Source organism: Thalassospira sp. UBA848 (assembly GCF_002295455.1).
Lineage (GTDB): Bacteria > Pseudomonadota > Alphaproteobacteria > Rhodospirillales > Thalassospiraceae > Thalassospira.
In genome coordinates, this window is record NZ_DBGS01000066.1 from 36,670 (window position 1) to 51,267 (window position 14,598).

15 protein-coding genes are annotated in these 14,598 nt (G+C 55.2%); 10 read left to right on the forward strand and 5 right to left on the reverse strand.

Annotated features, from left to right (window positions below; all coding sequences use genetic code 11):
- Window position 1: 1 nt before the first annotated feature.
- The gene (locus tag B2R48_RS09270) at window positions 2-1,057 is read right to left on the reverse strand and encodes a hypothetical protein (RefSeq protein ID WP_213474702.1); all 1,056 of its coding nucleotides are present in this window, start codon (window positions 1,055-1,057) and stop codon (window positions 2-4) included.
- 215 nt (window positions 1,058-1,272) lie between these two features.
- On the opposite strand from B2R48_RS09270, the gene B2R48_RS09275 reads away from it, so the two are divergent.
- The 3 genes from B2R48_RS09275 to B2R48_RS09285 all read left to right on the forward strand — a co-directional run bounded on the left by B2R48_RS09275 (window position 1,273) and on the right by B2R48_RS09285 (window position 3,410).
- Complete coding sequence (locus B2R48_RS09275) at window positions 1,273-1,863, forward strand: TetR/AcrR family transcriptional regulator (protein WP_296999521.1); 591 nt, start codon at window positions 1,273-1,275, stop codon at window positions 1,861-1,863.
- A gap of 66 nt (window positions 1,864-1,929) precedes the next feature.
- Window positions 1,930-2,661 (forward strand): hypothetical protein, encoded by a 732-nt coding sequence (locus tag B2R48_RS09280; RefSeq protein WP_296999522.1) that lies wholly within the window; start codon window positions 1,930-1,932, stop codon window positions 2,659-2,661.
- Between the two features lie 152 nt (window positions 2,662-2,813).
- Window positions 2,814-3,410 (forward strand): DUF4136 domain-containing protein, encoded by a 597-nt coding sequence (locus B2R48_RS09285; RefSeq protein WP_296999524.1) that lies wholly within the window; start codon window positions 2,814-2,816, stop codon window positions 3,408-3,410.
- 66 nt (window positions 3,411-3,476) lie between these two features.
- Here the strand turns inward: B2R48_RS09285 and B2R48_RS09290 are convergent, their stop codons facing one another.
- Complete coding sequence (locus tag B2R48_RS09290; RefSeq protein ID WP_062955607.1) at window positions 3,477-4,352, reverse strand: branched-chain amino acid aminotransferase; 876 nt, start codon at window positions 4,350-4,352, stop codon at window positions 3,477-3,479.
- Between the two features lie 231 nt (window positions 4,353-4,583).
- Here B2R48_RS09290 and B2R48_RS09295 point away from each other — a divergent pair, with 231 nt between their 5' ends.
- Complete coding sequence (locus tag B2R48_RS09295) at window positions 4,584-5,393, forward strand: inositol monophosphatase family protein (RefSeq protein WP_296999527.1); 810 nt, start codon at window positions 4,584-4,586, stop codon at window positions 5,391-5,393.
- Window positions 5,394-5,402: 9 nt separating this feature from the next.
- On the opposite strand, the gene B2R48_RS09300 is transcribed toward B2R48_RS09295, so the two are convergent.
- Together B2R48_RS09300 and B2R48_RS09305 are read right to left on the reverse strand one after the other, a co-directional pair.
- Window positions 5,403-8,621 carry an ATP-binding protein gene (locus B2R48_RS09300; protein WP_296999529.1) on the reverse strand — a complete coding sequence of 1,073 codons (3,219 nt, stop codon included), beginning with the start codon at window positions 8,619-8,621 and terminating at the stop codon, window positions 5,403-5,405.
- Window positions 8,622-8,765: 144 nt separating this feature from the next.
- Window positions 8,766-9,386: a LexA family transcriptional regulator gene (locus tag B2R48_RS09305; RefSeq protein WP_213474708.1), complete on the reverse strand. Its 621-nt coding sequence runs from the start codon at window positions 9,384-9,386 to the stop codon at window positions 8,766-8,768.
- Window positions 9,387-9,770: 384 nt separating this feature from the next.
- Here B2R48_RS09305 and B2R48_RS09310 point away from each other — a divergent pair, with 384 nt between their 5' ends.
- Complete coding sequence (locus B2R48_RS09310; protein WP_296999531.1) at window positions 9,771-10,109, forward strand: helix-turn-helix domain-containing protein; 339 nt, start codon at window positions 9,771-9,773, stop codon at window positions 10,107-10,109.
- Window positions 10,096-11,358 (forward strand): type II toxin-antitoxin system HipA family toxin, encoded by a 1,263-nt coding sequence (locus B2R48_RS09315; RefSeq protein ID WP_296999533.1) that lies wholly within the window; start codon window positions 10,096-10,098, stop codon window positions 11,356-11,358. The genes B2R48_RS09310 and B2R48_RS09315 overlap by 14 nt, the downstream gene beginning before the upstream one ends.
- Window positions 11,359-11,367: 9 nt before the next feature.
- On the opposite strand, the gene B2R48_RS09320 is transcribed toward B2R48_RS09315, so the two are convergent.
- Window positions 11,368-11,940: a hypothetical protein gene (locus B2R48_RS09320; protein WP_296999535.1), complete on the reverse strand. Its 573-nt coding sequence runs from the start codon at window positions 11,938-11,940 to the stop codon at window positions 11,368-11,370.
- A gap of 395 nt (window positions 11,941-12,335) precedes the next feature.
- Between B2R48_RS09320 and B2R48_RS09325 the strand changes: the two genes are divergently transcribed.
- The 4 genes from B2R48_RS09325 to B2R48_RS09340 form a co-directional block, all read left to right on the forward strand.
- Window positions 12,336-12,776, forward strand: coding sequence for a hypothetical protein (locus B2R48_RS09325; RefSeq protein WP_296999536.1), 441 nt, complete (start codon window positions 12,336-12,338; stop codon window positions 12,774-12,776).
- Window positions 12,764-13,288 carry a hypothetical protein gene (locus B2R48_RS09330; RefSeq protein ID WP_296999538.1) on the forward strand — a complete coding sequence of 175 codons (525 nt, stop codon included), beginning with the start codon at window positions 12,764-12,766 and terminating at the stop codon, window positions 13,286-13,288. Before B2R48_RS09325 ends, B2R48_RS09330 begins: the two co-directional genes overlap by 13 nt.
- Window positions 13,289-13,547: 259 nt before the next feature.
- The gene (locus B2R48_RS09335; RefSeq protein ID WP_296999540.1) at window positions 13,548-13,778 is read left to right on the forward strand and encodes a hypothetical protein; all 231 of its coding nucleotides are present in this window, start codon (window positions 13,548-13,550) and stop codon (window positions 13,776-13,778) included.
- 2 nt (window positions 13,779-13,780) lie between these two features.
- Window positions 13,781-14,598, forward strand: an 818-nt coding sequence (locus B2R48_RS09340; RefSeq protein ID WP_296999542.1) for a portal protein, incomplete at its 3' end; no start/stop codon positions are given.

Below are 14,598 nucleotides of genomic sequence, written 5' to 3' on the forward strand. Positions count from 1 at the left end.
ATCAGCTTGGCGGCAGGTAACGCCGCAGCGGATGATGTTCAAACGGCGCAAGCAAGATGTGCCGCGCGCGTTGCCAGCCCACGCCGAATGCCATGACAAGTCCGCCAACAATGAAGCAGACCAGAACAATGGTCATGGACGGGTCGATTTCCGCGCCCTCGAAACCCGATTGCAGCAGGTAGCCAACATAGATCAGGCCGCTGATGATTGGCGATCGGCGATCCAGGATCAGCGACAGCACCATGGCAACGATGATCACCGGGATCATCGCAAGGGCGGCGGCCTCGAATGTGGCGGCAATTGAATGGATGGTCAGCGGTGCGCCAAAGACATACAGCCAGAACGCACATTCCGCCCAACCATTGACCCGCTTGGGGTCACGGCTGTCGATAAAGATTGCAAGGGCAAGCAATATGATGCCCGTGGCCGTGATCAGATAGGGGATATAGGGCTCTGCAGCCGGGCCAAAGGTTGCCATCAAAGCCGACCAGAAGACCCCAACAAGGCCCGCTGCAATCAGCGCAAAGGATACCGGCAGGCGATACCGCAGGAAGAAGCCCAGCTGGAAGGCAAAGCCGATCACGGCGACAAACACCAGTACATTCATCGACCGCTGCCCGAAATCAATCACCGTATCAAGATCGGATAACTGCCCGGTCGGTCCGGCAAAGGACATATAAAGCGCAACCGCATAGATCATCAATGTCGCACCAAGGGCGGCCATAATCGCGATCGAGGGCAGGGACGCCTTGAGCTTGCCGGCAATATATTCCGCCAGCGCGACATAGGCGATCATGGCAATTGGCGGTGCAATCCAGAAGGCCGGACCGTTGGCAAGCAGGCCCCACAACACGAACCAGCCGATGGTCAGTGCGCATATGCCAAGGGCAATGAAGATGTCGTTCATGCCGCGAAACAGGGTGAACTTTTCCGTTTCGGCGGTTTCCAGCGATTGTTCGCCAAGAAAGCCTTCAAGCCGGTCAAAGGCTTCTTCGCTCAGCACGCCGGCCGATACCGCATTTCGGATGTCAGCAAGGGTGAATCGGTTGTCTTTCACGGTGGCTCCGGATCTGTGGGGTGTTCTGGTTGGTGGCGCATGTACATCTGCGCGTCTGTTTACCTGCAAATTACCTGCGAAGTTTGACACGCCACGCGCAGCTATTCAAACGCCGCGAGATGCCTAAATGGAAAATAAGACCGTGAAAAGGCGATTGACAGCATAATGGGAATCGGTATTAAGTGAGTTAACTTACTTAATTGATGGTGATGGCAATGGCCGAAAAGCTCAAACCCGAAGAAAAACGCCAAAAGCTTGCCCGTGCGGCGATGAATGTGATCTGGCGTGATGGCTATCATGGGGCAACCATTCAATCGGTTGCGAACGAGGCCGGGTTGCCCGCAGGCGGGGTGTTTTATCGCTTTCCCAAAAAGCACGACCTTGCCCAGGCGGCCCTTGAAACCATGCAAGGCGAATTCATTCCGCTTCTGGACAGCATCAAGTCAAAGGGCGCTGTCGGTGATCGGTTGTCAGTCTTTTTTGATTATCTTGATGCCATGACACCACGGCGTGTCAGCCATGGTTGCCCGCTTGCCCGTCTGATGCTCGATATGCCCGGCGATGCGGATTTTGATCCGGCGCGGAAAATCGGGCAAGGCGTGTTTGATGCGCTGATTGGGTGGGTGACAGATCAGCTTCGCGAAGGCGGGCTGGCGGCAGACCGTGCAGCAATTGAAGGACGGCGGATTGTCCTGCGCTGGCAAGGTGCAATTGTTCTGGCCCATTCCATGAATGATCGCGCCATTCTTGATGACGAGATTGCCGACCTGCGCCAAACGGCCGATGCGTTGATTGCCGGGACCTGATTTCAAACAGGCGTTTCCGGCCTTACCCGCCCCACACCAGGTCCCACCAGAAAGAAAGTGCCTGACATGTCCCGCGCGCTAACCACCGAACTTGGGCGCGATCCCAAGGCTGCCCTGATTTTCAATTTTGCCCGACTTGGCATCCGCGACAAGTTCTATGCCCTGCGCCAGTCCATCGGGTTTGGCCGACCGGACCGTGCGCTGCTTGACCATCTTGGCGTCCCCGATAGCGAAATGGCGCAAAAGGCAACCGCGTGGGCGGCCTCCCTGCAGCCTGACTTCGTGCAGTATCACGGTTTGCGCAGTTTTGCCTTTGGGGTCGCGTTGGGGGACTACCACAATGTCCGCTTTGATCGCGAGATGCTTTATATCGCAAGCATCCTGCATGACATTTCACTGGCATCGCCATCGTGTGACGGACCCGGGTCGTTCGAGGTCGAAGCCGCCCGCTGTGCCCATAACTGGCTTGGCGAACAGGGCTATGACCGGGAAAAGGCCGATATCATCCACGAAGCGATGGCCCTGCATTCGGCTGTATGCCATTCCGGCCCGCGTGACCCCGAAGGCCTGTTGCTGCATCTCGGCGCCGGGGTTGATGTGGTCGGTATGCAGGTGATGAACATTCACACCGATGTCCGGGCGCAAATCCTGCGCGATTATCCGCGCACGGGCTTTGTCCGTGATTTTGGAAAGCTGGTTGCCGACCAGGCAGATCGCAAACCCCGGTGTCATATTGCCGGGCTGGTCGGCGTCGGCTTTGCCAAGGCGCTTGCCAGTAACCCGCTGGATCGTGGCTGAGGACCAAATATCTGCACCCTTTGGTTGTTTTGCCATGATCAGTCCATTTTCTGATGATGAAATTGTACCCCTCAGACGTCATACTGAATGAAACACGCGTTCATCAGAGACGTGGCCCAGCAGGCTGCGCAAAGCAATAAAGGACACGGGCAATGATCGGGCTGAAAACAGTAAAACTTGCACTGGTCGGGGCGATGGCAATGGCATTGTCGGCCTGTGCCAGCGGGCCGCGCGTTTATACCGATGCCGACCCGGCGACCGATTTCGGGCAGTTCAGAACATTTGCCTTTGTCGAAGGGGCCGGTAAGGATGCCGAGGCCAGGTACCAGACCCTGTCGGGACAGCGGATTGAGGATGCGATCAATCTGGCGATGGTTTCGCGCGGATATGAGCTTGATATCCATACCCCCGACCTGTTGATCAACTTTCATCTGAAAACACAGGAAAAGACGCGATCATCACCCCCGGTCTATGTCGGTGGGTATTATGGCTATCGGTCCGGGATGTATGTTGGCTGGCCGGGCTATGTCGAGCCGGGCTATGTCGATAGCTATACCGAAGGCACGCTGACCATTGATCTGGTCAATCGCCAGACCGAGCAAATGGTCTGGGAAGGAACGGCTGTTTCACGCGTCACCAGTGCCGTACGCGAAGCGCCAAACGAAACGGTGCGCGCGGCGGTGGCATCAATCTTTGCGAAATATCCCTATGTTGCGGGCAGCTCCGTGCCGCAGCCGATATCACAGTAAGTCATCGTTACCAGCAAAAAAAACGGGCCGGAATTCCGGCCCGTTTTTGCGTCTGTCTGGCAGAAATTAATCTTCGCTGGCCGCAACAAAGGCCATGTAAAGGTCCTGGGCGCGGCGCGTGATCGGGCCGGGCTGCAGGTTGCGCTCGTCGAGTTTGACGCACGGAGCAACCTTGTAATAGTTGCCGGTGCCAAAGATTTCGTCGGCTGCTTCGAGTTCTTCGTACTTGCAGGTCTTTTCCACGACATCAACGCCATCTTCACGCAGAAGCTTGATCACGCGCTGGCGGGTCAGGCCATTAAGGAAGGTGCCGTTGATTGCCGGGGTATAAACCGTGCCATCCTTGGCAAAGAACAGGTTAGCATAGGAAAACTCGGCCACATTGCCAATCGGATCAAGCATCACGCCGGTGTCAAAGCCCGATGCGGTTGCCTCGGTCACAGCACGGCCGACATTGGGATAAAGGCAGGATGCCTTTGCCTCGGTCGGCGCGGATTCCGGTGACGGGCGGCGGAAGCTTGATTTGCGCGCGCTAAAGCCGGTCTGGACGGCTTCGGGCATTTCGGTGACGGAAATGCACAGCACGAATTGCGCGCTTTCAGGTGTTGGCGCTATGAAACCTTCGCCACCAAATACAATCGGTTTGATATAAAGGGCGAGTTCCGGATCGAACTTCTGAACGCCTTCCTTGACCAGCGCGACGATTTCATCGACCGTGATGGCAGGTTTCATGCCCATCAGTTCGGCCGAGCGAAGCACACGGGCGCAATGCGGATAAAGATCGGGCATTTTGCCGTTCATGCGGCGCGCGCCGTCAAACACGGTCGAGGCCATCCATACACCATGGGTTTGCGGACCCATGATATTGGGGTTACCTTCGTGCCATTGACCCTGATGCCAGGTCCAGGTGGTGACGGTGCTATCAGCGGCGGCGTGACCCATATTTATGCTCCTGATTGTGTTGGGCGCCTGTGGGGCGGCGAAGAAAACGGCGCATAGCATAGGGTTTTTGTCCAAGGATGGTCAAAGAAAACATCACATGCCCCGCTGCCATTGAAATGTCATGGAACCTTGTCAGCAGTTATGCGATAGGTTTTCCCATAGACGATTGATTTCGAGACGTTTTCTGCCGCGATGGTGTGATGCCGACCGGCGCTTTGAAAGGAATACATAATGGGTGATGACATCAAACTTGATCTCGACGCACGGTTTGAACATGCCCGTGATGTGATCCGCCATGCCGGAAAGCGTGCCATGGCATATTTCGATGGCGCGGCCGGCGACCTCGAGATCGAGGCCAAGGCCAATCCGCTTGATATGGTCAGCATCGCCGATAAAAATGTCGAAGCGATCATTCGCGACCAGATTGCCGATACTTTCCCCGAGGACGGCTTCCTTGGCGAGGAAATGGGTATCGAGAAGGGCGACAATGACTGCCTGTGGGTGATTGACCCGATTGATGGCACAGCATGCTTTGTCAACCAGATGCCAAGCTGGTGCATTTCCATTGCCCTTGTCGTCAAAGGGGAGATCCAGCTTGCGCTGATTTATCAGCCATGCGGCAATGAATTGTTCAGTGCCAAGCGTGGAGAAGGGGCCTTTGCCAACGGCGAACCGATCAAGGCGAGCGAGGCCAAAACCGTCGGTGACGGTTTGATGGGGCTTGGCATGTCGCACCGAACCAAAAGTGATGCCATTACACCCTTCATCCAGGACCTTCTGGATCGTGAGGGCATCTTTATACGTAACGGGTCAGGGGCGTTGATGTTGGCCTATGCCGCTGCGGGACGGTTGATCGGCTATTACGAGCCGCACATCAACCCTTGGGACTGCCTTGCCGGTATCCTTTTGATGCAGGAAGCAGGCGGATGGGCCAATGATTATCTTGGTGCGCCCGATGCCCTTGAAAATGGGGCCCCGATCCTGACAGCCGGTCCCAATGTCGCCGAGGAGCTTCGATCCATGACAGGTATCACGGGCTAGCGGCATCGCCTAGCGATCTGCCATCTCGTTCTCCTGCTGCCGTGCTTCGAGCTTGCGGTCAATGAGACGGGCGAGCTCCCCATTGATCTTGTCGATATCGAGCGGTTTGGTGCAATAGGCGTCAAAGCCTGTTTCGTGGAAGGTTTCGAGATTGTCGTTTGAAATATCGGCGGTCAGGGCCAGTACCGGGATGGTCGCCTTGACCTGATTTTCAAACGTGCGGATCTGGCGTGTGGCTTCGATGCCATCAAGGACGGGCATGTGCAAATCCATCAGAACCGCATCAAAATCATCACTCGCGAGAATATCGAGTGCAGCCTGACCATCCGCCGCAGTGGTGATGGTGTGGCCTTGCTGTTCAAGAAGCTTCTGGGCAAGGATGCGGTTAATTTCGATGTCTTCGACCAACAGAATGTTCCAGTGGCCCGGTTCGGTTTCTTCAACCGCTTCGGCCGGTTCTGCATCCTGTGAGTGGGTCTGACCATCATATTCGGCCACATCGGCTTCGGTGCTGCGTGGCAGGGTAAGGTCAAACCAGAAAAGGCTGCCGCTGCCTTCCTGACTATCGACGTTGATGGTGCCGCCCATTGCCTGAACCATGCGCTTGCAGATGGTCAAACCAAGACCGGTACCCCCATAGCGGCGTGTCGTCGTGGTATCGACCTGGGTAAAGGCATCAAAGATCGTCTCAAGCTTGTTGTTGGGAATGCCAATCCCTTCATCCTGAACCGAAATCCGGAATGAAACGTTGTTTTCATCAAGTTCAAGCGGCTTTGCGGTAACCTGAATCTTGCCGTACTTGGTGAATTTGATGGCGTTCGACACAAGGTTCGTCAGAACCTGTTTCAGACGGACGGGATCGCCTACCACATGGCGTGGCAATTCCGGGTCAATATCGAGCAACAATGCGTTTTCCTGCGCGCGGGCAGGAACCACCATCATGGAAACCACTTCCTCGCACAGGCGATGAAGATCAACCGGGGCTTCTTCAAGGACAAGTTTGCCGGCCTCGATCTTGGAGATATCAAGAATATCGCCGATCAGCGACAGAACGTGGCGCCCCGCGCCGCGAATGGTTGACAAGTAGTTCCGCAAGGTTTCGGAAGACGGGCTGTTGTCCAGACTGTCGCGCGCCAATTGGGCATAGCCCAGAATAGATGTCATCGGGGACCGGAATTCGTGGCTCATATGCGCGATGAATTCCGATTTGGCGCGATCGGCCTGTTGCGCGCGGTTCATCGCATTTTCAGCAGCGGTGCGGGCATCTTCAAGTTCTGCTGTACGGGTGGCAACCAGATCGACAATGTGCTTTTCGGTGCGATTAAGGGAACGCAGGTAAATCAGAAGCAGGACGGTGATCGTGCTGCCAAAGACAAAAATGGCCCATGGCTGCCAGTACACCAGTGAATTCAGGCCGTTCTGCCGGGGATGCAGCACAATCGTCCAGTCACGATACCCGAAGGTGAAATTCGAAACATTCGGGTTAAACTGTTTGGCACGTTCGCGTTTGATATGATCAATCGCATGGTCGGACGTACGGGTGGAATATAGAAGGCCCGCCTGTCCGGATGTTTTGGTATCCGCAAGATGCAGTTCATAATCAAGCGGGATCCGCGCGACACGGGCCGCGCGCATGATCATGTCGGTAATGCGCAAGACACCCGCAGCAACGCCAAGTGGGGGGCCGCCGGGATCACGCCGGTTCTCCACGGCCAGAAACGCAAGTGATGACACAAGTGACGCGTTTGACTGAACGGAATTAAGCGGCTGGGTCAGGGTAACATTGTTGGTCTTAAGGGCCGTATCAAGCGCGCTTTTGCGTGAAGGTTCACTGGCCAGATCAAACCCGACGCGCTGCTCGTTGCCCGAGCGCGGAAAGATATAAAAAATCGGGAAGTAACTGTCGCGCTGCGGTGCAGGTTGCATGGTTCCATCGACCATTTCACGAATGGCGAAGTTATCAACACCCCGTAACTCTGCGTTTTCTTCGACCAAAGTGCGGGCGCGCTTTTCAACAAAAGGGGCCCATTCGAGTGCGGCAACGCCCGGTCTGCGGTTAATCCACGGTGCGAGCATGGCGTCAAAGGTGCTCGCAGAGACACTGCCATGAACGTCAAAAAGCGTACGCACTGCAATCAGGGCATCAGTCGCACGGCCGAGTTCCTCACGAAGCGAGGCTTCAAAAGCCAGCCTGTATTGTTCGGTCGACAGTCGGTCAGCTTCCTGAAGCTGATTATAAGTGTACCATGCTGCGGTCCCTGAAACCCCGAAGCCAACAATGCCGATAAGAACCGCAAGCGCCCGGCGCAACCGGTGCACGTCATTGGACAACCGCCCGTCACGGGTGCGCGTGGTGAATGTGGCAATGCGTTCGATACCGACGGCCAGAAGCAGCGCACCAACCGAACAGGCGATAATATAGACGAACAGACTGTGAAAACCGGACTGAATGTTGGTATCGACAAAGGTGGTGTTGCCAAGCGCGGCAAAGATGATGATGTCGGCAGTGATCAACAGGTTGATCAGCGTGGCCCCCAACAGGCCAAACCGCACAGTCGCCCAGATCACACAGGGCAGGGTAACAAAGACAAACAGAAATTCCGGTCTGGCGATCAAGGGCATTGTTTGCACGGCCGATGCCAGAACGACGCAAGCAAGCCCGATAAATGCCAGTTCGGCATGATGAAGCAATGGGCGTGGTCGGATCCGCCAGTTCATCAGGCGCAAGACCAGCGGGCTTACGACCAGCACACCGACAACATCGCCCTTGAACCAGCCAAGCCACCAAGTTGCGTATTGGTCGAAATGTCCGATGTCAAACAGACTGACGAGGAAGGCGCCAAAGGTCGCGGCAAGGGCCGGACCAAGAAGGCCGCCGAACAAAAGAAAGACCGAAATGTTGCGCAGCCCATTAAACGGAAAGCGCCTGGCGAACCGGGTAATCAAAAGTGCTGGAATAACTGCTGCCGCCGTGGTGCCCGCGGCAACAAAAATCATGGCAGCAAGGGTATCGGCGATCACGATGTTAAGCAGGAAGGCGGCGATATACACCGCTGGAAAATACCGCCATCCCCAGAAAACAAGCGCCGCCAGAATGATCCCTGCAGGGGGCCAGATCAATGTGACGCTGGTGCCGAAATACGGCAGGTGGATGCCCGCATAGCCCGTGACGAAATAGGAAAGGATAATCACCAGGGAACGCACAATATGGTGACGTTGCAGCGTCAAACGATTCTTCCTTTTCCCATCAGGCCCAGTCGGTTTTTTTGATAGAAACTAATGTAATGTGTCGCTCTGCGATTTTGAATAGATCAATCATCGAATTGGGCACAATGGGTGACTGGTGCCATGGGTGATTGGTGCAATGGGCGTTTACTGGCTGCACCACAAGACACGGGCCACCCAGTCAATTTGATCTGCCGGGATAAAACGATCTTCGAAATCCGGGTTCAGCGATTTGACTTCGACACCAAGCGCGCCGCGCCGGACAAGTTCCTTGGCCATGACTTCGCCTTCGATGGTTTTGACAACCACGCGATCCCTGGGGCGAATGTTTGACGCCGGACTGACGATGATCAAATCACCGTCGCGGAAAACCGGTGCCATTGAATCGCCCGCGATCCGCAATCCATAGGCGGTCGGGTCGTGCAGGGCGGGAAAGGTGATATCTTCCCAAGATCCGCCGACCGGATACCCGGCATCATCAAAAAAGCCGCGATTGCCCGCCTGCGCAAAGCCGATCACGGGGATGCGCCCCGCACCATTGCCGTCCACCAGTTCGGAAAATTCACGGAAACTGACATCGGTGACGGAAAGCACCTTGGAAATGCTTTCGGTCGAGGGCCAGCGTGGCTTTCCCTGTGCCGTTGTCCGCTTGGAGCGGTTAAACGTGGTCGGGTCGAGTTGCGCCAGTCGTGCCAGCCCCGACGGTGTCAAACCGTGGTCCTCGGCAATCTGATCAAGGGCGGCCCAAATTTGTTGATGTCGGATCATGGCGCATCCTAGCAGGACGGTGATCCACAGGGAAAGGAATTCATTCCTCTCAAGCTATGCTTGCTGCCAAATTCTGAAGCGTGGATCCCTCGGTCACATACACGGCGGCTGGGCTGGTGTCGTTTAGTGCGGTGCATTTTTGGGGCATCCATAAACAGTGAAGAATACACAGTTGATGAAACATATATGTGACATTATGGTATTTAATGTTATATATGTATTACGTAAGTTGTTTCTTTGAGCCGCGTTGGCATTTGTAACGATAAAAGCGCAAAGATGGTACTCATTGTGTAATATATATGTTTCATTAGAAGTCATGATGTAATATATATGTATCATGTCTGCGGCGAAAGAAGATGAGCCAAGCAGAGGAGGCGATGTATCATGGCCAGACATCAAAAGAGCGTCTCGCGTCAATCAAGAGAAGCGATTGAGCTGCTTGGTCGGATGATCCGTGCCGCCCGTCTTGAGCGAAACATGACGGCGATGGATCTTGCTGCACGCGCAGGTGTATCGCGCCCCTTGCTAGCCCGTGTTGAAAACGGAGATCCAAGGGTCGGGATTGGCTCGGTGTTTGAGATTGCTGCGATTGTCGGCGTTCCGTTGCTGGGGGATCGGCCAGATGATGTGTCGAAATCCTTGTCGGCCGAGCGACGATATCATTCTGTCCTGCGACAAAGGGCGTTTCAGGCGCAGAACAGGAAGGTGAATGATGACTTCTGAACTTCTGACGCCAGCAAAGTCACTGTTTGTCTGGATCTGGTTGCCGAACGCGACAGAGCCCGTGGTGGCTGGAAGGCTGGATCTGGTCAACGGGATTCACGAATTCACATATGGTCGGCGCTACCTCACCAATCCTGATGCCATACCGGTCTATCTACCGGAACTGCCGATGCAAAAGGGGATCATCCCGCCAAAGGCGCCGCTGACGATTGCCGGTTGCCTGCGCGACGGCAGTCCGGATTTCTGGGGGCGTCGGGTCATTATCAATCGGCTGTCCGGGGCAAAGGGGAACGACCTTGATGTCGATGCGCTCGATGAAATGAATTTCATGCTGCAATCTGGTTCTGACCGGATTGGCGCGCTCGACTTTCAGGTGTCGGCAGAAAAATACGTTCCCCGCCAGCAAGGCGAAGTGACCCTTGAAATGCTGATGAATGCAGCAGCTTATGTCGAGGCGGGAACGCCACTGCCCCAGGAGCTGGATGAAGCGCTTCGCCATGGAACATCCATCGGCGGGGCGCGACCAAAAGCACAGATCAAGGCGGACAAGACAAAGTATATTGCCAAGTTTTCCGCCTCAAATGACCAACATTCGGTCGTCAAGGGCGAGTATATCGCCATGAAAATCGCAAGTGCGGCGGGACTGGATGTCGCGCAGGTCGCGCTTGAAACAGTTTCCGGCAAGGATGTTCTTCTGATAGAGCGATTTGACCGGGTCAATACAGACAAAGGCGAAATACGCCGTGCGATGGTCTCCGGGCTGACAATACTTGATCTTGCAGAGCATGAAGCACGCTATGCCAGCTATCCAATGCTTGCGACCGCGCTACGTCAACGAAGCAAAACACCACAAAAAGACGTCAAAGAGCTGTTCGGGCGCATGTGCTTCAATATTCTGGTGGGAAATACAGACGATCATGCACGGAATCATGCGGCATTCTGGGATGGCAGGGACCTTGGCCTGACACCTGCTTACGATATTGATCCGCGCCCGCGCATGGCACATGCGGCCAATCAGGCGATGTCGGTATTTGCAGAGTCAAACCACTCGCAACTGGCATTGGTGATCAAGTCGGCGCCGGATTTTGGCCTGTCTGAACTGGACGCAAGAGCCATCATCAAGGTTCAGATTGAAGCCATTCAGGATCTTTTCCCAGAACTGGCAAAGGATGTGGATCTGTCTGATCAGGATTACACCCTGCTCCGCGAACGTGCGATTCTCAGGGAATATGCCTTTGAGGGCTATTAGGTTCTGCCCCTAACCCTGTTGTACTAGAAGTTTGGCCTCTTCAATCATCGTAGAAAAATACCTAAGAGCTAGATGTGCCAACTCTCTAGGTCTACGGTCTGTAATTTGGACACCTGCATGCTCTTTGGGGGGCGGATATGATTTCCCTCTATTGGTAACAGGTTGCAAAGAAATCTCATCGTTGGGGAAATGCACATTTCCCGATGCGTACGTTACTTCCCAGTTTCCGTTGCCGTTCGAGCTAATATGGACTTCGTCACCAGCCGATCTCAGCGCAATTGCACTATTTGATGGTTTAGAGATTTTCTCAATTCCATGTTCTTCAGCATTGCGCGCTTGCTGAATGTACTGGAGAAGCGGATCTTTCTTTCGGTCACCTTTTACCCGACCGAACCAAGCGTTTGATTGCGGGGAAGTTTTTGCCCCCTGTTCTAGGGCCGCATAAAAACTTCCAGATGCAATCACAAAATCCTCCCAAGCAGATATCAAGTCATCGCTAGACTTGCTGTTCTCAAGTTTTTGTTGTGCGGTAACCATTCGATTGAATTTCCCTAGCGCCTTTGCCAGTGCGCGCTCATCCATCATATTTCTCCCTAACTGACCGCATATTCTTGGTGCTTGAAAAGGGTATAGATAAGTTCGATCTCAATTGAAAGTATATGCAGAATTCAAAAAATATAGGAAATTAATCCTTTACAATGAGAACAAAAAGGGATTATAGCTTGCATATCAACACCGGAATTGCATCTGGAAGTAAGCCTTGCCTGATGAAGGAGGGCTGACAAGGCGGCGATCAAAGCTGCTGATATGCGCGGGCGGAAAGCCGCCCTTGGGGACATCACAAACCATTCATCGTACCGGCGTGCATTGTGAAATGCGCGGGCGGGATAACTGTATCCATTTTCTGGATCTGGTGCGGTGAAGGTGCGGTTGCAGGCCCGGTGGATTGAGCAGGCATTACCTAGCAGGAGGGCGACGTGACCGAACAACGACTTTTTCCCAAACCGCATTCTGCGCGCGACATCACCCCTTTTTCCAGTGCCCGGCAGGCGTGGTTCTGGTTCGTGCGCTGTCAGACAGCCAGGATCGAAGGCGCGCGTGTGGTGGCCGACGCGGGCGAGGTGGTGCGCCCCTGTGACCCTGATGATGTTTATAACGCGGTGATGCGCCTTAAAAAGGGGGGCATTCTGGGCGACCGGCATTTGCAGGTACTGGAATATTTCGGGCTGGTCGAACGCGAACCCGATGCCCGCGATCCGCGCGAAAAGGACAAGGGGGATTTATGGCAACAGGCCCTTGATGCGCTTGAAAATGTGTTGATCACGCGCGGCATTGTCAAACGCGGGGAAGACGAAAGTTTCCATCACGAGGATGTCGCTGTGGAACTGGGTGGGGACCTGTCGCCATGCGGGATATAACCAATTTTTTCAAACCGGCCAAAACCGCCGAAACGGCGCAGGAATCGGCGGGTCCATGGATGGATCACTGGGCTGATCAATCTGCGTCGGGGCGCGAGGTTTCGGTGCTTGTCGTCTTTGCCGATGCGCCGGAAAAGCGATTGTTGCGTATCCTGAAACCGGGATTTCGTCATTGCTTTGTACTGGTGTCGGGGGTGCGGGCCGGGGAATGGATTTGCCTTGATCCGCAAAGCCATCGGGTGCGTTGTGAAAGCTGGTGCTACTCACCGATCTTTGATCCGGCGGCCTATTATCGTGGCCTTGGCTTTCACTGCATCTGGGCGCGGTATCCGGCCTCGGTTGCGCACAAGGTCCGCTTTGGCCCGATGAGCTGTGTGGAGCTGGTCAAACGCCTTTTGGGCATTTCGGCCTTCTGGATCGTCACCCCCTGGCAGCTCTATCGCCATCTGCAACAGCGGGCTGAAAACCCTGGTCAGATCAGCGATGTGTTTTTTTCTGAAAAATGTTCTTGATTTGTTCTTTTTAGTGTGACATAAGAGACAAATCAACGCCACAGATGCGCCCGCAGGGTTCCGACCCTTGCGGGCGTTTTTGCGTTTGGGGTGATGGAGCGCGCCGCTCCAGATCCCCGCCTTCGCGGGGATGACGGTGCCCAAAACAGTGCATGGAACGAAAGTCATTCCCGCGCAGAGCCTGTGCCCGCGAAGGCGGGTACGGGAACCCGAACCGCAAGCTCAAAGCACATATTGATCTTCAAACCCGGAGGCCCCGATGGGAAGTCTGTTTTCCACGCCGAAACCGGCACGTGTTGCGCGGCCAAAGCCCGCTGCTACCACGACCGAAGACGACACCAGTGCCGAAGATGCCGCCCGCACGGCGCGGACCGAGGCGCTTGAACGTCGCCGGTATGGTCGGGCCAGCCTGATCGGGACAAGTTATCGCGGGCTTTTGACGGATCGCATCGCCAAGGCGGGCGGTGGCAAGAACCTTTTGGGGGAATAGGCATGGCGAAATCGCAAAAGGCTGTGACTGAGGACAAGGCTACCGATGGGGCAGATATCACCCAGTTGCGCGCCCGTTTTCAAAAGGCGATGGAACGCAGGCGTAACTGGATTGCGCATTGGCAGGATTGTTATGAATTTGCCCTGCCACAGCGTAATGCGGCGGCATCCAACCAGACCAATGGCGGCAAGCGCCTGGATCGGGTGTTTGACGCAACCGCATCGGATGCGGTCGAACAGCTTGCCGCCAGCCTGATGGCCGAAATCACCCCGCCCGGTGGCGGCTGGTTTGAGCTGGAACCGGGCGGCAATGTCGCCAATGCAGACCGGCAGGCTTTGACCGAGCAGCTTGGCCGGGCCGTTCGGATTTTGCAGGGGCATTTTGATCGCTCCAACTTTGCGGTCGAGATGCATCAGGCGTTTCTGGATCTGGTGACGGCCGGGACGGCGTGTTTGCGTCTTGAAAAGGCCGATTTGCACAGCCCGTCTGCTTTGCGCTTTACCGCCGTGCCGTTGCGCGATCTGGCATTTGAAGAACGATCCGATGGCAAGATGGATGCGGTGTTTCGCAAACTGGCACTCACCCGCGCGGAAATCCTTGCAACCTGGCCGGGGGCAAAGGGCTTTGGCGATGATGATCGCGATGACAAGGACGCGCCGAAACGCATTACCGTGATCGAGGCTGTTTTGCCTGCAACCGACCGTAAAACCGGCTATGAGCTGTGTGTGTTTCGCGAAGACGGCGACGCCAGTGCCAGTGATCTGATCTATCGCGACCGGTTTGATGTGTCGCCCTATATCGCCTTTCGCTGGATGAAGGC

What these genes read in the sequence shown, in the direction of transcription:
- B2R48_RS09320 (WP_296999535.1), bottom strand. Translation starts at nt 11,940, where the DNA reads ATGGATGAGCGCGCACTGGCAAAGGCGCTAGGGAAATTCAATCGAATG.
- B2R48_RS09330 (WP_296999538.1), top strand. Translation starts at nt 12,764, where the DNA reads ATGCGGGATATAACCAATTTTTTCAAACCGGCCAAAACCGCCGAAACG.
- B2R48_RS09315 (WP_296999533.1), top strand. Translation starts at nt 10,096, where the DNA reads ATGATGACTTCTGAACTTCTGACGCCAGCAAAGTCACTGTTTGTCTGG.
- B2R48_RS09310 (WP_296999531.1), top strand. Translation starts at nt 9,771, where the DNA reads ATGGCCAGACATCAAAAGAGCGTCTCGCGTCAATCAAGAGAAGCGATT.
- B2R48_RS09280 (WP_296999522.1), top strand. Translation starts at nt 1,930, where the DNA reads ATGTCCCGCGCGCTAACCACCGAACTTGGGCGCGATCCCAAGGCTGCC.
- B2R48_RS09275 (WP_296999521.1), top strand. Translation starts at nt 1,273, where the DNA reads ATGGCCGAAAAGCTCAAACCCGAAGAAAAACGCCAAAAGCTTGCCCGT.
- B2R48_RS09290 (WP_062955607.1), bottom strand. Translation starts at nt 4,352, where the DNA reads ATGGGTCACGCCGCCGCTGATAGCACCGTCACCACCTGGACCTGGCAT.
- B2R48_RS09295 (WP_296999527.1), top strand. Translation starts at nt 4,584, where the DNA reads ATGGGTGATGACATCAAACTTGATCTCGACGCACGGTTTGAACATGCC.
- B2R48_RS09335 (WP_296999540.1), top strand. Translation starts at nt 13,548, where the DNA reads ATGGGAAGTCTGTTTTCCACGCCGAAACCGGCACGTGTTGCGCGGCCA.
- B2R48_RS09305 (WP_213474708.1), bottom strand. Translation starts at nt 9,386, where the DNA reads ATGATCCGACATCAACAAATTTGGGCCGCCCTTGATCAGATTGCCGAG.
- B2R48_RS09285 (WP_296999524.1), top strand. Translation starts at nt 2,814, where the DNA reads ATGATCGGGCTGAAAACAGTAAAACTTGCACTGGTCGGGGCGATGGCA.